The organism is Paractinoplanes brasiliensis (genome assembly GCF_004362215.1).
GTDB classification, from domain to species: Bacteria; Actinomycetota; Actinomycetes; order Mycobacteriales; family Micromonosporaceae; genus Actinoplanes; species Actinoplanes brasiliensis.
In genome coordinates this window covers 376,341-392,767 of record NZ_SNWR01000001.1, presented here as the reverse complement: position 1 = coordinate 392,767, position 16,427 = coordinate 376,341, and the positions used below count along the sequence as shown (strand labels likewise).

The 16,427-nt window shown below is 70.1% G+C and carries 16 protein-coding genes; 5 read left to right on the top strand and 11 right to left on the bottom strand.

Features of this window, described 5'->3' with window-relative positions; all coding sequences use genetic code 11:
* Window positions 1-102: 102 nt before the first annotated feature.
* The 6 genes from C8E87_RS01570 to C8E87_RS01545 form a co-directional block, all read right to left on the bottom strand.
* Window positions 103-1,077, bottom strand: a complete 975-nt coding sequence (locus C8E87_RS01570; protein WP_166661027.1) for an Acg family FMN-binding oxidoreductase — start codon at window positions 1,075-1,077, stop codon at window positions 103-105.
* 86 nt (window positions 1,078-1,163) lie between these two features.
* The gene (gene adhE / locus C8E87_RS01565; protein WP_133871412.1) at window positions 1,164-3,749 is read right to left on the bottom strand and encodes a bifunctional acetaldehyde-CoA/alcohol dehydrogenase; all 2,586 of its coding nucleotides are present in this window, start codon (window positions 3,747-3,749) and stop codon (window positions 1,164-1,166) included.
* A gap of 152 nt (window positions 3,750-3,901) precedes the next feature.
* Entirely contained in the window at window positions 3,902-4,648 is a 747-nt protein-coding gene (locus C8E87_RS01560) for a 2,3-bisphosphoglycerate-dependent phosphoglycerate mutase (RefSeq protein WP_133871411.1), read from the bottom strand.
* Window positions 4,648-5,151, bottom strand: coding sequence for a universal stress protein (locus C8E87_RS01555; protein WP_133871410.1), 504 nt, complete (start codon window positions 5,149-5,151; stop codon window positions 4,648-4,650). Before C8E87_RS01555 ends, C8E87_RS01560 begins: the two co-directional genes overlap by 1 nt.
* A 50-nt stretch (window positions 5,152-5,201) precedes the next feature.
* Entirely contained in the window at window positions 5,202-6,221 is a 1,020-nt protein-coding gene (locus C8E87_RS01550) for an Acg family FMN-binding oxidoreductase (RefSeq protein WP_239080623.1), read from the bottom strand.
* Window positions 6,218-7,114, bottom strand: coding sequence for a universal stress protein (locus C8E87_RS01545; RefSeq protein WP_275409153.1), 897 nt, complete (start codon window positions 7,112-7,114; stop codon window positions 6,218-6,220). The genes C8E87_RS01550 and C8E87_RS01545 overlap by 4 nt, the downstream gene beginning before the upstream one ends.
* A 237-nt stretch (window positions 7,115-7,351) precedes the next feature.
* On the opposite strand from C8E87_RS01545, the gene C8E87_RS01540 reads away from it, so the two are divergent.
* The 3 genes from C8E87_RS01540 (at window position 7,352) to C8E87_RS01535 (ending at window position 9,049) form a co-directional block, all read left to right on the top strand.
* Window positions 7,352-8,215, top strand: coding sequence for a universal stress protein (locus C8E87_RS01540; RefSeq protein WP_133871408.1), 864 nt, complete (start codon window positions 7,352-7,354; stop codon window positions 8,213-8,215).
* Window positions 8,216-8,220: 5 nt separating this feature from the next.
* Window positions 8,221-8,358, top strand: coding sequence for a hypothetical protein (locus C8E87_RS43435; protein WP_166661026.1), 138 nt, complete (start codon window positions 8,221-8,223; stop codon window positions 8,356-8,358).
* Between the two features lie 106 nt (window positions 8,359-8,464).
* Window positions 8,465-9,049 (top strand): DoxX family membrane protein, encoded by a 585-nt coding sequence (locus tag C8E87_RS01535; protein ID WP_133871407.1) that lies wholly within the window; start codon window positions 8,465-8,467, stop codon window positions 9,047-9,049.
* 68 nt (window positions 9,050-9,117) lie between these two features.
* Here C8E87_RS01535 and C8E87_RS01530 read toward each other — a convergent pair whose 3' ends face one another.
* Window positions 9,118-9,402, bottom strand: coding sequence for a hypothetical protein (locus C8E87_RS01530; protein WP_133871406.1), 285 nt, complete (start codon window positions 9,400-9,402; stop codon window positions 9,118-9,120).
* 196 nt (window positions 9,403-9,598) lie between these two features.
* On the opposite strand from C8E87_RS01530, the gene C8E87_RS01525 reads away from it, so the two are divergent.
* Both C8E87_RS01525 and C8E87_RS01520 read left to right on the top strand, forming a co-directional pair.
* Entirely contained in the window at window positions 9,599-10,429 is an 831-nt protein-coding gene (locus tag C8E87_RS01525) for a universal stress protein (RefSeq protein ID WP_133871405.1), read from the top strand.
* Entirely contained in the window at window positions 10,426-10,908 is a 483-nt protein-coding gene (locus tag C8E87_RS01520; RefSeq protein WP_239080621.1) for a nitroreductase/quinone reductase family protein, read from the top strand. The genes C8E87_RS01525 and C8E87_RS01520 overlap by 4 nt, the downstream gene beginning before the upstream one ends.
* A gap of 11 nt (window positions 10,909-10,919) precedes the next feature.
* Here the strand turns inward: C8E87_RS01520 and C8E87_RS01515 are convergent, their stop codons facing one another.
* The 4 genes from C8E87_RS01515 to C8E87_RS01500 form a co-directional block, all read right to left on the bottom strand.
* A complete protein-coding gene (locus C8E87_RS01515; protein ID WP_133871404.1) occupies window positions 10,920-11,813 on the bottom strand; it encodes a class I fructose-bisphosphate aldolase in 894 nt (297 codons plus the stop codon).
* A gap of 91 nt (window positions 11,814-11,904) precedes the next feature.
* A complete protein-coding gene (locus tag C8E87_RS01510; RefSeq protein ID WP_133871403.1) occupies window positions 11,905-12,726 on the bottom strand; it encodes a universal stress protein in 822 nt (273 codons plus the stop codon).
* 6 nt (window positions 12,727-12,732) lie between these two features.
* A complete protein-coding gene (locus C8E87_RS01505) occupies window positions 12,733-13,599 on the bottom strand; it encodes a universal stress protein (RefSeq protein WP_133871402.1) in 867 nt (288 codons plus the stop codon).
* An 11-nt stretch (window positions 13,600-13,610) separates the two neighbouring features.
* Complete coding sequence (locus C8E87_RS01500; protein ID WP_133871401.1) at window positions 13,611-16,310, bottom strand: bifunctional acetate--CoA ligase family protein/GNAT family N-acetyltransferase; 2,700 nt, start codon at window positions 16,308-16,310, stop codon at window positions 13,611-13,613.
* Between the last annotated feature and the right edge of the window lie 117 nt (window positions 16,311-16,427).

Below are 16,427 nucleotides of genomic sequence, written 5' to 3'. Positions count from 1 at the left end.
CAGACGTGCGCGGTGGACAGGTCTTGTGCCCAGCCTTCGCCTCACCGGCGGAGAACGGCAGGGGCCTACGTCCCGAGCAGAGGGCTTTTCGACCTCCGGCAGTCAGCGCCGATCGGCGGGGTGATGGACCAGGACGTCGTCGAGGGAACGCCGCAGTGCCGGGACGGTGGGATCGCCGTAGCCCAGACGGATCGTCATCTGCGGGAAGCCGGAGCGTCCGAGCGAGCGGCGCAACTGGTCGCGGGCGGCGCCGACCTCGATGGGCTGCGAGATCATCGACGCGGCGAGACCGGCCTCGGTGGCGGTGAGCAAGACCTTCTGCAGGGCCTGACCGGCGGTGAGGTGGTCGATCGGCAGGTCGCCGCTCACTCCCAGCACGGCCACCAACGGCTCAGGTTCGTAGTCCTCGCCGTCCACACGTCGTTGCGTGCCGAAGAACCGTTGCGGCAGCAGGTCGTACGGTTCGGGCAGGGGCGCCCCGGCGCCCGCCGGTACGCCGTCGGCGGCCAGGCCGGCGTGTGTCCACCCCAGCATTTCGGCCTGGTAGAGGCCATCTCGCCGCAGGACCCGATCGGCGCTGCCGGCGATCTCGGCGAAGCCGGTCATCGCGGTCATGCCGACCAGCAGGTCGAGCCATGCTCCCTCGTCCCGGGCCGCCTCGATGAGTTTGATCCGGATCGCCGGTGGCACCGGGTCGGGGTGAAACGGCGCCCGATTGCTGTGCCGGCGGGGGATGGCGGCGAACAGCGCGCGCTCGGCCGAGGTCGGCCTGCGGCTCGCCTCGGGGACGAGCCGCACCAGCAGCTCCGGCTCGTCCACGGCCGGACGCAGCAATGCCTCCGCCGGCCGGCCGCGGACCGCCAGCGCCAGCCTGGCGTTGTAGCAGGCGGCCCCGCAAGCCAGCCGGGCTGCCCCGCCGGAGCGGTCGGCGACGGGCAGCTGCCGGGTGGTGTCGGCCAGGATCTCGACGGCGCCGTCGCGCAAGCGGAACAGCCACGGCTGGCTGTTGTGCATCGAGGGTGCGTGCCGGCCGGCCTCCGCGGCCGCTCGTAGGTCCTCGTCGTCGTACCCGGTCACGGTGGAAACCTCCAGAACAGTGTGCCGTTCACCGTGGCCTGCGACCGCACGGTTGGTCAGGGCCGAAGGTCCTGTCTTCGCGGTGGTCAGCCGTAGTACGCGTCCCGCATCAGGCGCTCGAGATCGTCGATCATCGGCATCCGCGGATTGGCCGGCGCGCACTGATCCTCGTACGCGTTGAGCGCCTGCTGCGGCAGAGCGGCGAGGAAGCTTTCCTCGTCGACGCCGATCTTGGCGAACGAGGGCTCGATGCCGACGGCGTCACGCAGCTTCTCCACCGCCTCGGCGAGGGAGGCCACCCCGTCCGCGGGCGTAGCGGCCGGAAGGCCCAGGGTCCGCGCGATGTCGGCGAAGCGTTCCGGCGCCCGGTAGCTCTCGTACTTCGGCCAGCTCGACAGCTTGGACGGCACGGTGCCGTTGTAGCGAATGACGTGCGGGAGCAGGACCGCGTTGGTGCGCCCGTGCGCGATGTGGAAGGTGGCGCCCAACGTGTGTGACATCGCGTGCACCACCCCGAGGAAGGCGCTGCCGAAGGCCATTCCGGCAACTGTTCCGGCGTTGTGCATGTGCTCGCGTGCCTCGGGATCTCCCGTCGTGACCGATCGTTCGAGGTTGGCGAAGATCAGGCGGATGGCGTGCAGGGCCAGGCCGTCGGTGAAGTCGTTGGCATAGACCGACACGTACGTCTCGATGGCGTGGGTCAGGGCATCGAAGCCGCTGTCCGCCGCGATGGTGCGCGGCAGGCTGGCAGCCAGCTCGGGGTCGACAATGGCGACCGTCGGGGTGAGCGCGTAATCGGCCAGGGGATACTTCTTGCCGGTGCGGTGATCGGTGATGACCGCGAACGGGGTCACTTCGGCGCCGGTGCCCGACGTCGTGGGGATGCACACCAGCCGCGCCAGCGCACCGAGGGCGGGAAAGGCGAACGCACGCTTCCTGATGTCGAAGAACTTCTCGCGCATGTCGTCGAAGTCGACCTCGGGGTGCTCGTACTTCAGCCACATGACCTTGGCCGCGTCCATGGCCGAGCCCCCGCCCAGGGCGATGATCGTGTCGGGGCGGAAGGAGCGCATCAGGGCCGCGCCGCGCTCCACCGTCGTCATCTCCGGCTCGGGCTCCACGTCGTCGATGATCTGCAGAGCGATCCGGTTCGGCCGGCTCTGCAGCACCCGGTTGACCCGATCGACGAACCCGAGCCGGGTCATGGTCTCGTCGGCCACCACCGTCACACGCTCGACCTCGGGCATGTCAGCCAGGTAACGGATGGCGTGCGGCTCGAAGAAGATCTTCGAGGGCACCTTGAACCACTGCAGATTGTTGGTGCGGCGCCCGATCCGCTTGATGTTGATCAGGTTGACGGCGGAGATGTTGTCCGACACCGAGTTGCCGCCGTAGCTGCCGCAACCCAGGGTGAGCGAGGGCAGGAAAGCGTTGTACATGTCCCCGATCCCGCCCTGGGACGCGGGGGAGTTCCAGATGATCCGGACCGCCTTCATCCGGCGGCCGAACTCCTTGACCAGGTCCTCGTCCTCGGCGTGAATGACCGCACTGTGACCGAGCCCGTGGAACTCCACCATCTCGGCGGCCAGCTGCATGCCTTCCTCACGTGACCGGGCACGGAGCACCGCCAGGACCGGCGCCAGCTTCTCCCGCGTCAATGGCTCGGCCGGCCCGACCTCCTCGACCTCGGCGAGGATGATCGAGGTCTGCTCCGGCACGTGGAAGCCGGCCTGCTCGGCGATCCAGGCCGCCGACCGGCCCACCACATCCGCGTTGAGGCGGGCCCCGTCGCACCCGGAGCCGTTCGCGCCCACACCGAAGATGAACTGCTCCAGCATCGCCTTCTCCTCAACCGTGGCGAGGTAGGCGTGCAGCCGGCCGAACCCGGTCAGCGTCGCGTCGTAGATCTCGTCGTCAACGATCACGGCCTGTTCGGAGGCGCAGATCATGCCGTTGTCGAAGGACTTGGACAGCACGATGTCGTGGACGGCCCGCTCGAGTTTGGCTGTGGCGTCGATGTATGCCGGAACGTTGCCGGCGCCGACACCCAGCGCGGGTTTGCCCGCGGAGTAGGCGGCCCGCACCATGGCGTTGCCGCCGGTGGCCAGGATGGTCGAGATTCCGGGGTGGTGCATGAGCGCCGTGGTGGTCTCGACCGACGGCTCCTCGATCCATTGGATGCACAGCTCCGGCGCGCCGGCGGACACAGCCGCGTCGCGTACCACGCGGGCAGCCTCCGCGCTGCACCGCTGAGCGGCCGGGTGGAAGGCGAACACAATCGGGTTGCGGGTCTTGAGCGCCAGCAACGCCTTGAAGATGGTGGTCGAGGTCGGGTTGGTCACGGGCGTGATGCCCGCGACCACGCCGACCGGGTCGGCGATCTCGACAATGCCGTTGATCTCGTCCTCGCTGATCACCCCGACCGTGCGCACCTTGGCCATCCCGTGGGTCACGTGCTCGCAGGCGAAGATGTTCTTGACGGCCTTGTCCTCGAAGACGCCACGGCCGGTTTCCTCAACGGCGAGCCGGGCCAGCCGCGCGTGCTGGTCGAGAGCGGCCACGGAGGCCTTCTTGACGATCCGGTCGATCTGTTCCTGATCGAGGGGCGAGTAATCGGCGAGCGCCTTCTGAGCGCCGGTGACCAGCGCGTCCACGGTGGCTGAGATAGTCATCGGGGTCTCCTTCCCAGGCCGGGAACCGGCCTGCCGGGTCGTCACCCCCGACGATCCTCGCCGTCCGCCGTCCACCGCCCGGGTCGATCGTCGACGGAACTCGGGACTTAAGTCCCGACGCCGTGGCGCGGCCGGGACTCGGCCGGCCACGATCATCCGGGGCCGGTCCTGATCGGCTCCTGGGCGGTGACCGGATCGAGATATCGCCCGCCGGCGCCGGCGACCAGCCGCCCCCGCTGGTCGAGCTCGTAGCGCATCGGTGCGGCGGTCGGGACGTCCAGCAGCTCCACCTCGGCCGGGCTGAGCCCTTCCAGGAACATCACGAGGGCTCGCAGGCTGTTGCCGTGACCCACGACCAGCGGTGTGCCGCCGGCCGCCAGCTGGGGATACAGAACATCGGTCCAGTACGGCCGCATCCGCACCCAGACGTCGGCAAGGCTCTCGGTCAGCGGCCGGGCCTCCGGACCGAGCGTGGCATAGCGAGGATCGGCATACATCGCCGCGGCGTGACGTTCGCTCATCGCGGGTGGGGCCGTCGCGAAGGAACGCCGCCAGGCACGGAACACCGAGGAGTCGACTTCGGCTGCCACCGCGCGTTTGCGGCGGCCGGTCAGGGCCCCGTAGTGCCGCTCGTTGAGCCGCCAGGTGCGGCACACCGGAACCCACCCACAGCCCAGGCTGTCCGTCACGATCTCTGCGGTGGTGATGGACCGGCGGAGCAGGGAGGTGTGCACGACGGTGGGTGAGACGCCGAGCCGCCGCAACGTCTCCGCCGCCCCGCGTGCCTGCGACCTGCCCAGTTCGCTGAGCGGGGAATCGGACCAGCCGGTGAACACGTCCGCTGCGTTGCCGGCACTCTGACCGTGCCGCAGCAGGATCAGGGCGCCCGTACGGGCCATCAGTTCACCGAGGCGCTGGAACGACGATGATCCCGTACGACGGTCACGGGGCAGGCCGCCCGGCCGAGAAGTGCCCGCGTGGTCTCTCCCACAGCCCCACCGGCCGCCTCGGCGCCGATGAGCAGCAGACTCGCGCCGACGCTGAGCGCGGCGAGAGCGCTCGCCGGGTTCTCGTCATGCACTACTTCGCGTTCCACCGGCGCTGTCGCCTCGGGAAGATGCTCGTCGAGCAGCCGTCTCGAGAAGCGGTTCGCCCCTTCCATGTCCTGATGGCACCGCCGGTGATGGGAGCAGTCCGGCGGGCGGCACCGCGACCAGATGTAGACGACACGCAGAGTGACCCCCAACCGGACCGCCGCGTCATGCCCCCGGCTCAGCAGGACTGCCGCGTTGGCTTCGTCGTCAACGGCGACCAGAACCGGCCCGTTGCTGCTGAACGCCGCATCGAGCGACGGCGCCGGGTCCGGCCGGGTGAACGGGCGTGTCAAGGTAGCCGGCGACATCGCTCCTCCTCGGTGAATCCTGCTTCGACCATCCCGCGCCCGCGGCAAGATCACCTGAGTATTCCGTCATGGGTCGGCGGGCCGGAAGTCCTCCGGGCCGCCCGGCGGACGTTCGGCAACAGCACCTCGGTCATCGGACGGCGCGGTGTGCGGCCGATCGTGCGTCCGTAGCCGATCCGCAGGACCATCTGGGCCGACAAACCGGAGCCGGGGTCGATGAGCAGACGCCGGACCGACGGAACTTCGACCGGTTGACTCAACGGCATCGTGGCAAGGTCGTACCAGGTTGCGGTGAGAAGCACTCGCTGCAGAGCCTGACCTGCCCGGATCCAGTGGGCCCGGGTGTCGCCGGCGGTGGCCAGCACCAGGATGATGGGAGACGGCTCGAAACGGTCGCGTGGCCGTGCCGGCTCGGCGAAGGTACGCATGGGCAGGATGTTGAGCGCGTCGCCCGCGCCCAGCGCCCAGCGCGGGATACCGTCCGACCGGCCCTCCGGCGCGGCCCAGGCGGCCAGCTCCGCACGGTAGCCGGGCCGCTCATAGAGCTGGTGATCGGCCGAGCGGGCCAGACGAAGGACGGCATCGCGGCCTGGTGGCCGTGTCGCGGCCAGCATGGTGCCCTCCCGGCGGGCGGCGTCCTGCAGGCGACCGAGCACGTCGTCCGGCACGGGCGTGGTGGCAAACGGCCAGCGGTTGGTGTGCCGGTACGGAACAGCGGCCGCGAGCGCCTCCACGCCCGCACTGACCGGGAGGGGCCGCATGGCGGCCACCCGGGCCACCAGATCCGGCCGGGCCGGATCGGGAAGCAGGTCCAGGTCGCAGCCGAAGCCGGCGCGGCGGATGGCCAGGCGCAGGGTGAACACCGCTGCGCCGACGCTGATGAACTGCTCGCGGCCGTCGGGGTCCACGACGTCCAGACGGCGCGTCGGATCGGCGTACATCTCGATCCGGGAACCGCGGATCCGGAAGAGCCACGGCTGACTGTTGTGCAGAGACGGGGCCGCTGTGGCCGTGCGTACGCAGTCGGTCAGAATCTCGCGCGTCACGGGGGCGGCGGTCATGGTCGTCATCGGATCTCCCGTCGGACGCCGTCGGCAGCGGTACGGCCGGCTCCGGCACGCGCGGGCAGACCTGATGGGATGAGCACGGTGGGACACGTCGATCGCCGGCCGATCCGGGAATCCGCGGCGCCGCAGAGGATCTCGGCAAAGGCGCCACTGCGGCCGGTGCCGGCGACCATCAGACGGCCTCGGCGCAGTGCTCGCTCGAGCGTGTTGGCCATGTCGCGGTCATGAACGACGAGGCGTTCCAGCGCGACGTCGGAGAACCTCACAACCAAGGGGGCGAGCGCTGACGTCAGGGTTCGTTCCGCCGCGGCCCGCTCCTCCGCGTATCCTCCTGCGGTCACCACGGGCGGAATACCGTCCTCGGCGCCCGGTCGCATCCACATGTGAACAACCACGAGGGAGGCACCCGTCTGGCGAGCGCGTGCGAAGGCGTACGCGAGGGTGGTGTCGCCGTCGAGCCGTGCGGAGGCCGACACCACGACCGGCCCGTCCGCCGGCACGGAACCTCGATAGATCATCAGCGGGCAGGCGGTGTGGTGCGCCAGATAGGCGGTCGTCGAGCCCCACGCTGACCTCGGATGCGCCTCCTCGCGGTGACCGACCACCAGCAGGCTCGCGTTTTCCGTGGCCCTGCTCAGAACGTCGCCGGCGCCACCGTCGAGCAACTCGGTGCTGACGGCGAGACCCGGTGCGATCATGCGAGCGCGTTCGGCCGAGAGTGCCAGCAGCCGCTGTGCGTCGGCCGGCGAGGGGACCGCACCCCGTCCGCGAAAGGCTCCTGTGTAGCGACCGGGCCAGACGTGCGTGACGACCAGCGGCACCCCGAGCAGGACCGCCTCGGCCACCGCGAAGTCCACGAGAACAGGCCCGGGATGTGAACCGTTCACGCCGACCATCACCGGCTTGGCCTGCAGTGATGACGAGTCCGTGTTCATATCCGCAGGGTAGGCGGCTGCTCTGCATGTCCGGCACGGCCTGTTGTCAGCACTGTCGGAGTCAATGGTCCCGTCCGGACGTGCGGGGCGCCGCCCGTGGCAGATCCGGGACTTGTGGCCTTTCGGACGGGACCTGACGCCCTGCACCTTTTCTCAGCCACACCTGACGATGAGGCAGGAGCTCGAAGGGAGAAGGCCATGAGGACCCCGAGCGTCGTGGTGGGCACGGATGGCACGGCCTGCGGTACCGCGGCCGTCGAATGGGCGGCCCGTGAGGCTGGACGACGTCAGGCCTCCCTGCGAATCGCGCACGCTTTCGACTGGGACTGGAACGAGTCGCGCTTCACCGTCGGCACGGATTATGTCGACGTCGCGCAGGCCGTTGCCGAGGCCACCGTGTCGGCGGCTCGCGCTCGCGCCCGGGCCGTTGCTCCGGGGATCGAGATCGCGACCAGCACGCTCATCGGGCGCGCGGCGCCCCGCTTGCTCGAAATCGCTCGTGGCGCGGTCATGCTGGTTGTCGGTAATCGTGGCCGCGGTGGTTTCGCCGGTCTGCTGCTTGGTTCCGTGGGCCAGCGCATGGCGTCGGAAGCGCCGTGCCCGGTGGTCATCGTTCGGGGCCGGGCGGGGCCGGACGGACCGGTGGTGGCGGGGGTGGATGATTCGCCCGCCGCCGAGCATGTGCTCGGGGTGGCTTTCGAGGCGGCCGCGGCCCGTGGTGCGGCCTTGACCGTGGTCCGTTCCTATCTGCCGGTCATTCCCCTGTGGCTTGCCAACGTACGGCCGGCCGACGTGGACACCCCGTCGGAGGACGCGGCCGAGCGAGCCGCTCTGGACGAGCTGCTGGCGCCGTGGGCGGCGAAATTTCCCCGCGTCGGCGTCGAGGTCGTCGTCACGCACGAGAGTGCCGCCGCGGCGCTCGTCGCCGCTTCGGCCACAGGGCAGCTGGTGGTCGTGGGAAGTCACGGGCGGGGTCCGCTCAGCGGGGCCCTCCTCGGCTCGGCCGGGCAGCAGTTGCTGCACCATGCGGAGTGCCCCGTGCTGATCGCCCGGGAGAGGTGATCGTCATGTCGTTCGTCATCATCGCGATCCTGTTGGCGCTGGCCCTGCTGATCGTGGCAGGCCCGGTGCTGGAGGAGCTCATCGACCGCATCCGGCCGCCGGGGACCGCTCGTCGTCGGAAGCGTCCGGCTTCTCACCGCTGAGGACCGGACTTTGGTCCCGTTCAGTTCAGGCTGGTCGCCTCGGGCGCCGTCGGCGGGTCTGCGGCAGGTTCGGAAGGTAAGCACATCGATAGTCAGGGAGGACATCATGACCACCATCGGCCGGGGGTCGGCCGCTCACCTCGAGAAGGTCGAGGCGCCCGGCTCCATGCTCACCCACACCGCTGCGCGTATGCTGGCGGTGCTGCGTATCGCCACGGGTTTTGTGTTCCTGTGGGCGTTCTTCGACAAGACCTTCGGATGGGGCTTTGCGACTCCGTCGGCCCGGGCCTGGATCAACGGTGGCTCGCCGACCAAGGGTTTCTTGTCCAATGTCGAGGTCGGTCCGTTCGACGGTTTCTTCCGCGGTATCGCCGGTGACGCGTGGGCGGACTGGCTGTTCATGCTGGGTCTGCTCGCTATCGGTGTGGCGTTCGTGCTCGGTATCGGGCTGCGGATCGCCGCGGTCGCGGGTGCGGTGATGATGGCGTTGATGTGGGCGGCGGAGTGGCCGCCGGACAAGACCACCACCGGTGGTGAGCCCAGTGGGTCGACCAACCCGATCGTCGACTACCACGTCGTCTACGGCCTGGCCGGTATCGTGCTCGCGCTCACCTACGCCGGCCACACGTGGGGTCTGGGCAAGTGGTGGGCGTCGCTGCCCTTCGTGCAGAAGAACCGCTGGCTCATCTGACCGGATCACACTCGTCGGAGCAGCCCGGCCGCGACGTTGCGGCCGGGCTGCTCCGCGTTGTGGTGCTGCTAGCGCAGAATCTGACGCGCTGTCTTGACGTAGGCGGCGCCGACGTCCTCGACGAGACCGGCGCTGGTGGTCAGCGCTGTCTTCGCCCACGGATACGGCGCGATCTTCGCCGCTTCCTTCTCGAAGGCCACGACGTCGGCCACGCCGCGCTCGTACATGTTGACGGCCAGTGTGCCGATCTCGCGCCCGATCCGGCGGGTGCGCTCCCGGCGCTCCTCGGGTTTCGCCGACTGCTTGGCGGGCGGCGTCTCGCGCACGCTCTTCGTGTTGGTGGTGGTTGTCATCCTTCTCGCCTCCTCCCGGCTGGTTCCTCAATTAGCACGTTAGCTGTGCGCTGCTAACAGGGTCAGGGCCGGAAGTCCTGTCATCCCGCCGGTAGGCGAAGTCCGAGTGACTTCGGGGCCGGCCCGCCGGGACTTGTCGCCCTGTCGAGGTGACCCGGCCGGGGAGATGCTGAGGGAAACGCAGAGAGGAAGAGTCATGTATCCCTATTCGATCATGGCTGCGGCAGACGGCACCGAGACCAGCAAGGCGGCGGTGCGCTGGGCCGCACGAGAGGCATCCCGCCGGCATCTGCCGCTACGCGTCACTCACGTCTACGACTGGGAGTGGCGTGAGGCGCGGTACGACATGAGCAACCAGTACTTCGACCTGGCGCGCAAGCACGCCGAGGACCTGACCACCGCCGCCGTCCACGAGGCACGAGTCGGCGCGAGGGACGTCGAGGTGGAGGGAGACCCGGTTATCGGCCGGGTCGCGCCCCGGCTGCTGGCCGAATGCGAGACTGCCCAGATGGTCGTGCTGGGCAGCCGTGGGCGGGGCGGTTTCTCCGGTCTGCTGCTGGGCTCGGTCAGCGAACGCGTGGCGACGCACGCGCCGTGCCCGGTGGTCGTCGTGCGCGGTCGTGGCGGCGACCTCATCGAGGGGCCGGTCGCAGTCGGCGTCGACTCCTCGCCCTCGGCGGAGCATGTACTGTCGGTCGCGCTCGACGAGGCGTCCGGCCGCAACACGACCCTGATCGCCGTCAGGGCCTGTGGCCCAGGCCCGCAGGCGGAGGAGCGAGCGGCACTGGAGAAGCAGTTGGCGCCGTGGCGTGACAAGTACCCCCAGGTTCCGGTCGACGTCGTGCTGACCGGCGAGAGCGCCGCCGCGGCGCTGGTTGCGGCATCCACCACGGCTCAGCTGGTCGTTGTCGGCAGCCGTGGACACGGCATCATCGCAGGCACGCTGCTCGGCTCCGTCGGCCTTCAGCTGCTGCACCACGCCGACTGCCCGGTCTACATCGCTCGTGAAGCAAGGCGGCAACGATGATCATCACCGATGCGATGCGCCGGCGGATGTACCGCGGCGGGCGGCCGGGACGTGTGGCCCGAGCCCTCAACCGCCTTTCGGCGTTGCTGTTCGGGGCGGCGATCCTTGCCCCGCCGGACTGGGTCACGCTCGAGGTCACCGGCCGTCGAACCGGCACGACCGTGGTGCTGCCCTTGGTGGTGACCCGCTATCAGGGCGAACGCTATCTCGTCTCGATGCTGGGGCAGGAGGCGAACTGGGTCGCCAATGTCAGGGCCGCTCACGGCAAGGCGGTGCTGCGGCACGGCCGCCGTGAAGTGGTCCAGTTGGTCGAGCTCGAAGCGGCACAGCGTGCGCCTGTTCTGCGGCGTTTCCTGGCCGTGGCGCCGGGCGCGCGAGCACATGTGCCGGTCGACCGGCGGGCCCCGTTGGCGGAGTTCGAACGAATCGCGGACGACTATCCCGTGTTCCGGGTCGACCGCCGCCAACAGGGAACCTGATCCAGGTCCGTTCACGAGGTCGGGTATTTGGCGAGGATCTGCCGTAGGCGGTCGACGAAACGCAGTGACTCCTCGTGGTCGCGCTGCCAGACGTTGCGGCCGAAGATCAGACCGGTGGCGCCGGCGGACATCGACTCCTGGGCCTTTTCGAACATGACCTCGTCGGTCGCGCGGCTGCCGCCGGAGACCAGCACCATCGTACGGTTGGCCGCTTTGACGACGGCGTCGATCGCGTCCTGGCTGCTGAACTCGGCGGTGTAGTCGGCGGGCACCGAGGTGTGTTTCTCCGGGTGCGGGAAGTTGACTTTGACAACGTCGGCGCCGAGTTCACTGGCGACGCGCGCGGCGTAGTGCACGGCGTAGAACGAGTCCTTGCCGCCCTTGTTCTCGATCGCCTGGCCGCGTGGGTAGGCCCAGACGATCAGCGGCATGCCGAGCCGCTGGGCCTCCTGGCGCACGACGCGGTATTGCGCGAAGTCCTCATCCTGCGCCGGCGAACCGACGTACAGGGTGTAGCCGACCGCGTCCGCGCCGAGCCGTACGGCGTCCTCGACGGACGCGTGCACGGGTGACAGCGCACGGGCGTCGTCCGGGATGTCGGTCTTGCCGTTGAGTTTGAGGATGAGCGGCACCTCGCCGGCGTAGTCCCAGTAGAACTTCTCGGCCAGGCCGATCTGGATGGCTATGCCGTTGAAGCCGCCCTCGAGCGCCAGGCGGATGATGTACCGGGGGTCACCGGCGATCGGGTCGGCGAAGAAGTCCCGTGGTCCGTGCTCGAGTCCCTGGTCGTACGGCAGGAACAGGGCGGTGCCGTTGCCGAGTCCGTGCCGGTAGAGAATCCGGTGCAACCTGGTCCTCTTGCCGGCGCTCAGACCGCAGCCGGCCAATCGTAGCCGCGTGCTCATGGTGGTCTCCCTTCTTTGCACCCACGCTGCCCGCGCGACGGCCGCCCGGCCAGGGCCGGACGGCCTTCCGGCAACGGTCGGGCGACCACCGTCAGCGGGGGCTCACCGGCCGGGCCACGAGCACCGGGCAGGCCGCATGGCGCAGGAGGTGCAGACCGGTGGAGCCCAGCAGCGCGGCGTGCAGGAGACCGTGACCGCGACTGCCGACAACCACGAGGCGCCCGGAACTCGATGCCTCGGTCAATGCGTCCCGGGCGGTGTGGCTCGTCATCCGGATCTCGACGGGCACCTGCGGATGTTTCACCTGCCACCGTGTGATTCGCTGTTCGAGATCGGCCGGCTCGCCGGCGGTGTCACCGACAGAGTGGATCACCACGAGCCCGCGGCCCTGTCCGCTCGCCATTTCGAACGCGCTGCTCAGCACGTCGTCTGCCGACGGTGAGGCATCCACGCCGGCGATGATCGGCCCCTCCCTGTCGAGGGACGCCCTCAGCACCACCACCGGGCAAGGGGCGTGCTCGGCGACCCGCTCGCTGACCGACCCCAGGCGAAGGCCGGCGAATCCGCCTCGTCCGCGGTGCCCCAGCACGGCGAGCTCCGCGTCGCGGGCCAGCTCGAGCAGGCGGCCTGCCGGCTCACCGAGCACCGTTTCCGCCCGTACCTCGATGCCGGGTGCGATCTCACCGGCTCGGCGTGAGGCTTCGCCGGTCAGGGCGTTCGCCCGTGTCCAGGCCATCTCGACATAGGTCTTGCCGGCCTCGCCGGTCTCCACCGGCCGCCACTCGAGCACGTGCACGATCCGCAGCGGCAGGCGGCGGCGCCAGGCCTCGCGTGCCGCCCAGTCGACGGCATGACCACCCGGGTCGGCGCCGTCGATCCCGGCCAGTACCCAGCGCTTGATCAATGTGTTCATGTCTGGTCACCTCGCCGTCTCACGCACGACAGCCACCGGGCAGGAGGCATGCCGCAGCAGATGCTGGCTCACCGAGCCGAGCAGCAGGCCACGCAGCACACCGCGGCCGTGCGTGCCGATGACAAGCAGCCGGCCGGTCGTACTGGCCTCGGTGAGCGTTGCCGCCGGGTGCTCCAGCACGGCTTGTGCCGTCACGTCGACCTGCGGATACTTCGCGTGCCAGCCTCTGATGAGTTCGTCGAACGGGTGGCGGATGCCGATCGGCACCTTCCCCTCGGCGAACAGCGGATCGTCCCGTACCCCAGCGGTCGGCGGCCATGCCCGGATCACCACCAGCGGCGTGCCCCCTGTCGCGGCCTTCTCGAACGCGAAGCCCAGCACGGCGTGTGAGGACGGTGAATCGTCAATGCTGGCCACTACGGGACCTTGCCGTGCTGCGTCGCCCCGGACGATGACGACCGGGCAGTAGGCGTGCGCGCTGACCGCGACGCTGACCGAGCCCAAGAGCCCCGCGACGGCGCTGTACCCGTGGTTGCCCAGCACAATGAGTTGCGCGTGCCGGGAACGGTCGATCAGGGTGAGCGCGGCGCCCGCATCCGCGACGCTGGTTGTCGTGGTCACGCCGGGGTGTGTCCTGGCGGCGGAGGCGACTGCGTCACGAAGTGAGTTGTCCATGTCGCGCCGGATCTGTTCCGCGGGCAGGACGGCGACCGGCGGCACCATCGACACGGCCGGCGCCCAGTGCGGCCATTCGTAGGCGTGGAAGAACTCGACGACCGCGCCGGTGCGGGTTGCCTCGTCAAGCGCCCAGGCCGCGGCTTTGCGCGCCTGCGGCGAACGGTCGTAGCCGACGACGATTTTCTCTGTGGACATGACGGCCTCCTTCAGGCGTCGGCTGCACGCAGAACGCGCAGGGCGGAGTCCGGTTCGGCGCCGATCGGGGCAAGGCGCAGCTTGGCGTCCACCGCGACCACACCGCCGGGTCCGGCGAGAACCGGATTGAGGTCAAGCTCGGCGATCTCGGGGAAGTCCTCGGCCAGACGGCCGACCCGTAGCAGGAACTCCTCGAGCGCCGCGGTGTCGACGGCGGCGGACCCGCGGTAACCGGTGAGCAGGGGCGCGCCACGCAGGCCGCGCCACATCCGGCCGGCGTCGAGGTCGGTCATGGGCACCAGGCGCAACGCGGTGTCGCCCAGGATGTCGGTGTGGACACCACCGAGCCCGAGGAGGACCACGGAGCCGAACAACGGGTCGTGCGCCACTCCGGCGACCAGTTCCACCGGCTCGGTGATCTGCTTCTGCACGAGCACGCCGGAGCCGGGACGGCCCACCGCCGCCACCTGGTCGAAAGCCCCCCGGACCTCGTCCGGGCCGGTGAGGCCGACACGCACCCCACCCACGTCGGTCTTGTGCACCAGGTCGGGGTCGGCGGACTTCACCACCACGGGACAACCGATCCGTTCCGCTGCTTCCGTCGCCTCCTCGGCGGTCATCGCCGTTGCCGCCGGCTCCAGAGCGATCCCGTACGCGGTCAGGATCGCGGCCGTGCGCTCGAACGGCTGCCACCCTGCTCCAGCCGTCAGCCCCTCGCCGACCGCGGCACGCGCCCGAGTTTCCCGCACACCCGTCAGGCGGGGCCGCGCTCCCAGCGGCTCCCGGCGCCACGCGGCATACCTGGAAGCGGCCGACAACGCACGCACGGCTCGTTCGGGCAGTCCGTAAACCGGAGCGCCGCGCTTTCCCAGCCGGTCAGCGAGTTCGCCGGCTCCGACCACGACGGCGGCAGCGGTCAGAGCCGGATAACGGTCGACGACCTCACCGAGGGCCCGCACGATCCCGGCCGGGTCGTTGGATCGGGTGCCGATCACGACCAGCAGCAGCATGTCCGCCTCACCGCTGCCGGCCACCGCCTCGGCGGCCGCGGCGAAGGCGGCGGCCGGGGCTCCGGCGCCGAGATCGATCGGGTTGTCGGTGGACGCGGCGCCCTTGGTGACCGCTTGCAGACGCTCACGCAGCCTCGCGCTCAGCGCCGGGACCGTGAGACCGGCGGCCTCAGCCGCGTCGGACGCGAGGACGTTGAGGCCACCCGCGTTGCCGACGACAACGAGCCGCTCCCCGGCGGGCAGTGGCTGGCCGGTGAGCATGCGTGCGGCGTCGGTCATCTCCCCGAGGTCCTCCGGCCGGATCACGCCGGCCTGCGCGAACAAGGCATCGACGGTGGCGTCGGGCGCGGCGGCGGCTGCGGTATGGGACGCCCCCGCGCGGCGCCCGGAGGCCGAGCGCCCGCTCTTGAGGGCCAGCACAGGCTTGCGGCGGCCCAGCGCCCGGACGGTCCGGGCGAACTTGCGGGGGTTGCCGAACGACTCCAGGTACAAGGCGATCGCCTGGGTCGCCGGGTCGTCGTACCAGTACGCGATCAGGTCGTTGCCGCTGACGTCAGCCTTGTTGCCCAGCGAGACAAAGCTGGAGATGCCGTAGCCGGCGCGGGTGGCGTCATCGAGCAGAGCAACGCCGACCGCGCCGGACTGGGCCGCGACCGCCAGCCCACCGGAGGCCGGCACGGACGGCGCGAAGCTGGCATTCATCCGTACCCGCGGGTCGGTGTTGACGATGCCGAGGCAGTTCGGTCCCACCAGGCGAATGCCGTGGCGGCGGGCGAGCCGCACCAGGTCATGCTGAAGCTGCCGGCCCTCCTCGCCCGCCTCGCCGAACCCGGCGCTGAGCACGACCGCCGCGCGTACCCCGATCTGTGCGCCCTGCTCGAGCACACCGGCCACGTCATCGGCGGGCACCGCCACGACCAGCAGGTCGATGGGCGCCGGCAGATCGGCGACCCGTCGGCGCGCGGCGAGGCCGGCGACCTGGGCGCCACTCCGGTTGACGACGTAGAGGGGGCCGCCGAAGCCGTACTCGCGCAGCGCACATGCCGTTTCGTGCCCGACACCGCCAGGCCGGTGGCCCGCACCCACAACGGCGATCGAGGCCGGCGACAGCAGCGCCCGCAGCGAGGCCCGTTCCGAGACACGGTCACGGCGGTCCAGGGCGGTGTAAGCCCGTTCGTCGGCGCCCGTGTCGAGGCCTATGTCGAAAATGCCGTCGTCGAACCTTGTCCACGTCGGAACGCTCAGGTCATGCGCCACGCGCAACATGTCCCGATTCGCCGGAAGGATCTCCCCGGTCAGCTCCTGAATGCCGGCACGCCGGGCACGGGCGGCGAGGTGCTCGAGCAGCAGGGTGCCGATGCCGCGGCCATGGTGCTGATCGGCGACGAACAGGGAGAATTCGGCCCTTTCACTCGCCTCGTCACCGCTTTCGCACGAGGCCACGCCGACGAGATCGTCCCCCTCGACGGCCAGCATCGTCAGATGCCGGGTGGTTTCCGGCCGGCAGAGGCGCTCGACCTCGGCGTCGAGGGACGTCTCGCTCGGCGCCGCGAAGAACCGCAGCCGCAGGCTGTCCGCGCTCGCGTGCCGGAACATCGCGGCCAGTCCATTACGGTCGCCGGGCCGGACGGGCCGAATCGCGACAATTCCGCCGTCCGAGGTGAGAGCGTCAACCGTCGTCCCCGCTGGAGCCGTCCCCATGTGGTCCATGTCATCTCCCAGAGCCGTCCGCCTCTCCCAAGAGTCGATCGCTCTGCGGCGGCGCGGCAGAGCGCGAGGTCCCGCAGCAACAGGCCGGAGGGCCTACGATGCAGGCGA

What these genes read in the sequence shown, in the direction of transcription:
- adhE (WP_133871412.1), bottom strand. Translation starts at nt 3,749, where the DNA reads ATGACTATCTCAGCCACCGTGGACGCGCTGGTCACCGGCGCTCAGAAG.
- C8E87_RS01560 (WP_133871411.1), bottom strand. Translation starts at nt 4,648, where the DNA reads ATGGCCCGTACGGGCGCCCTGATCCTGCTGCGGCACGGTCAGAGTGCC.
- C8E87_RS01555 (WP_133871410.1), bottom strand. Translation starts at nt 5,151, where the DNA reads ATGTCGCCGGCTACCTTGACACGCCCGTTCACCCGGCCGGACCCGGCG.
- C8E87_RS01550 (WP_239080623.1), bottom strand. Translation starts at nt 6,221, where the DNA reads ATGACGACCATGACCGCCGCCCCCGTGACGCGCGAGATTCTGACCGAC.
- C8E87_RS01545 (WP_275409153.1), bottom strand. Translation starts at nt 7,114, where the DNA reads ATGGTCGGCGTGAACGGTTCACATCCCGGGCCTGTTCTCGTGGACTTC.
- C8E87_RS01540 (WP_133871408.1), top strand. Translation starts at nt 7,352, where the DNA reads ATGAGGACCCCGAGCGTCGTGGTGGGCACGGATGGCACGGCCTGCGGT.
- C8E87_RS43435 (WP_166661026.1), top strand. Translation starts at nt 8,221, where the DNA reads ATGTCGTTCGTCATCATCGCGATCCTGTTGGCGCTGGCCCTGCTGATC.
- C8E87_RS01535 (WP_133871407.1), top strand. Translation starts at nt 8,465, where the DNA reads ATGACCACCATCGGCCGGGGGTCGGCCGCTCACCTCGAGAAGGTCGAG.
- C8E87_RS01530 (WP_133871406.1), bottom strand. Translation starts at nt 9,402, where the DNA reads ATGACAACCACCACCAACACGAAGAGCGTGCGCGAGACGCCGCCCGCC.
- C8E87_RS01525 (WP_133871405.1), top strand. Translation starts at nt 9,599, where the DNA reads ATGTATCCCTATTCGATCATGGCTGCGGCAGACGGCACCGAGACCAGC.
- C8E87_RS01520 (WP_239080621.1), top strand. Translation starts at nt 10,426, where the DNA reads ATGATCATCACCGATGCGATGCGCCGGCGGATGTACCGCGGCGGGCGG.
- C8E87_RS01515 (WP_133871404.1), bottom strand. Translation starts at nt 11,813, where the DNA reads ATGAGCACGCGGCTACGATTGGCCGGCTGCGGTCTGAGCGCCGGCAAG.
- C8E87_RS01510 (WP_133871403.1), bottom strand. Translation starts at nt 12,726, where the DNA reads ATGAACACATTGATCAAGCGCTGGGTACTGGCCGGGATCGACGGCGCC.
- C8E87_RS01505 (WP_133871402.1), bottom strand. Translation starts at nt 13,599, where the DNA reads ATGTCCACAGAGAAAATCGTCGTCGGCTACGACCGTTCGCCGCAGGCG.
- C8E87_RS01500 (WP_133871401.1), bottom strand. Translation starts at nt 16,310, where the DNA reads ATGGGGACGGCTCCAGCGGGGACGACGGTTGACGCTCTCACCTCGGAC.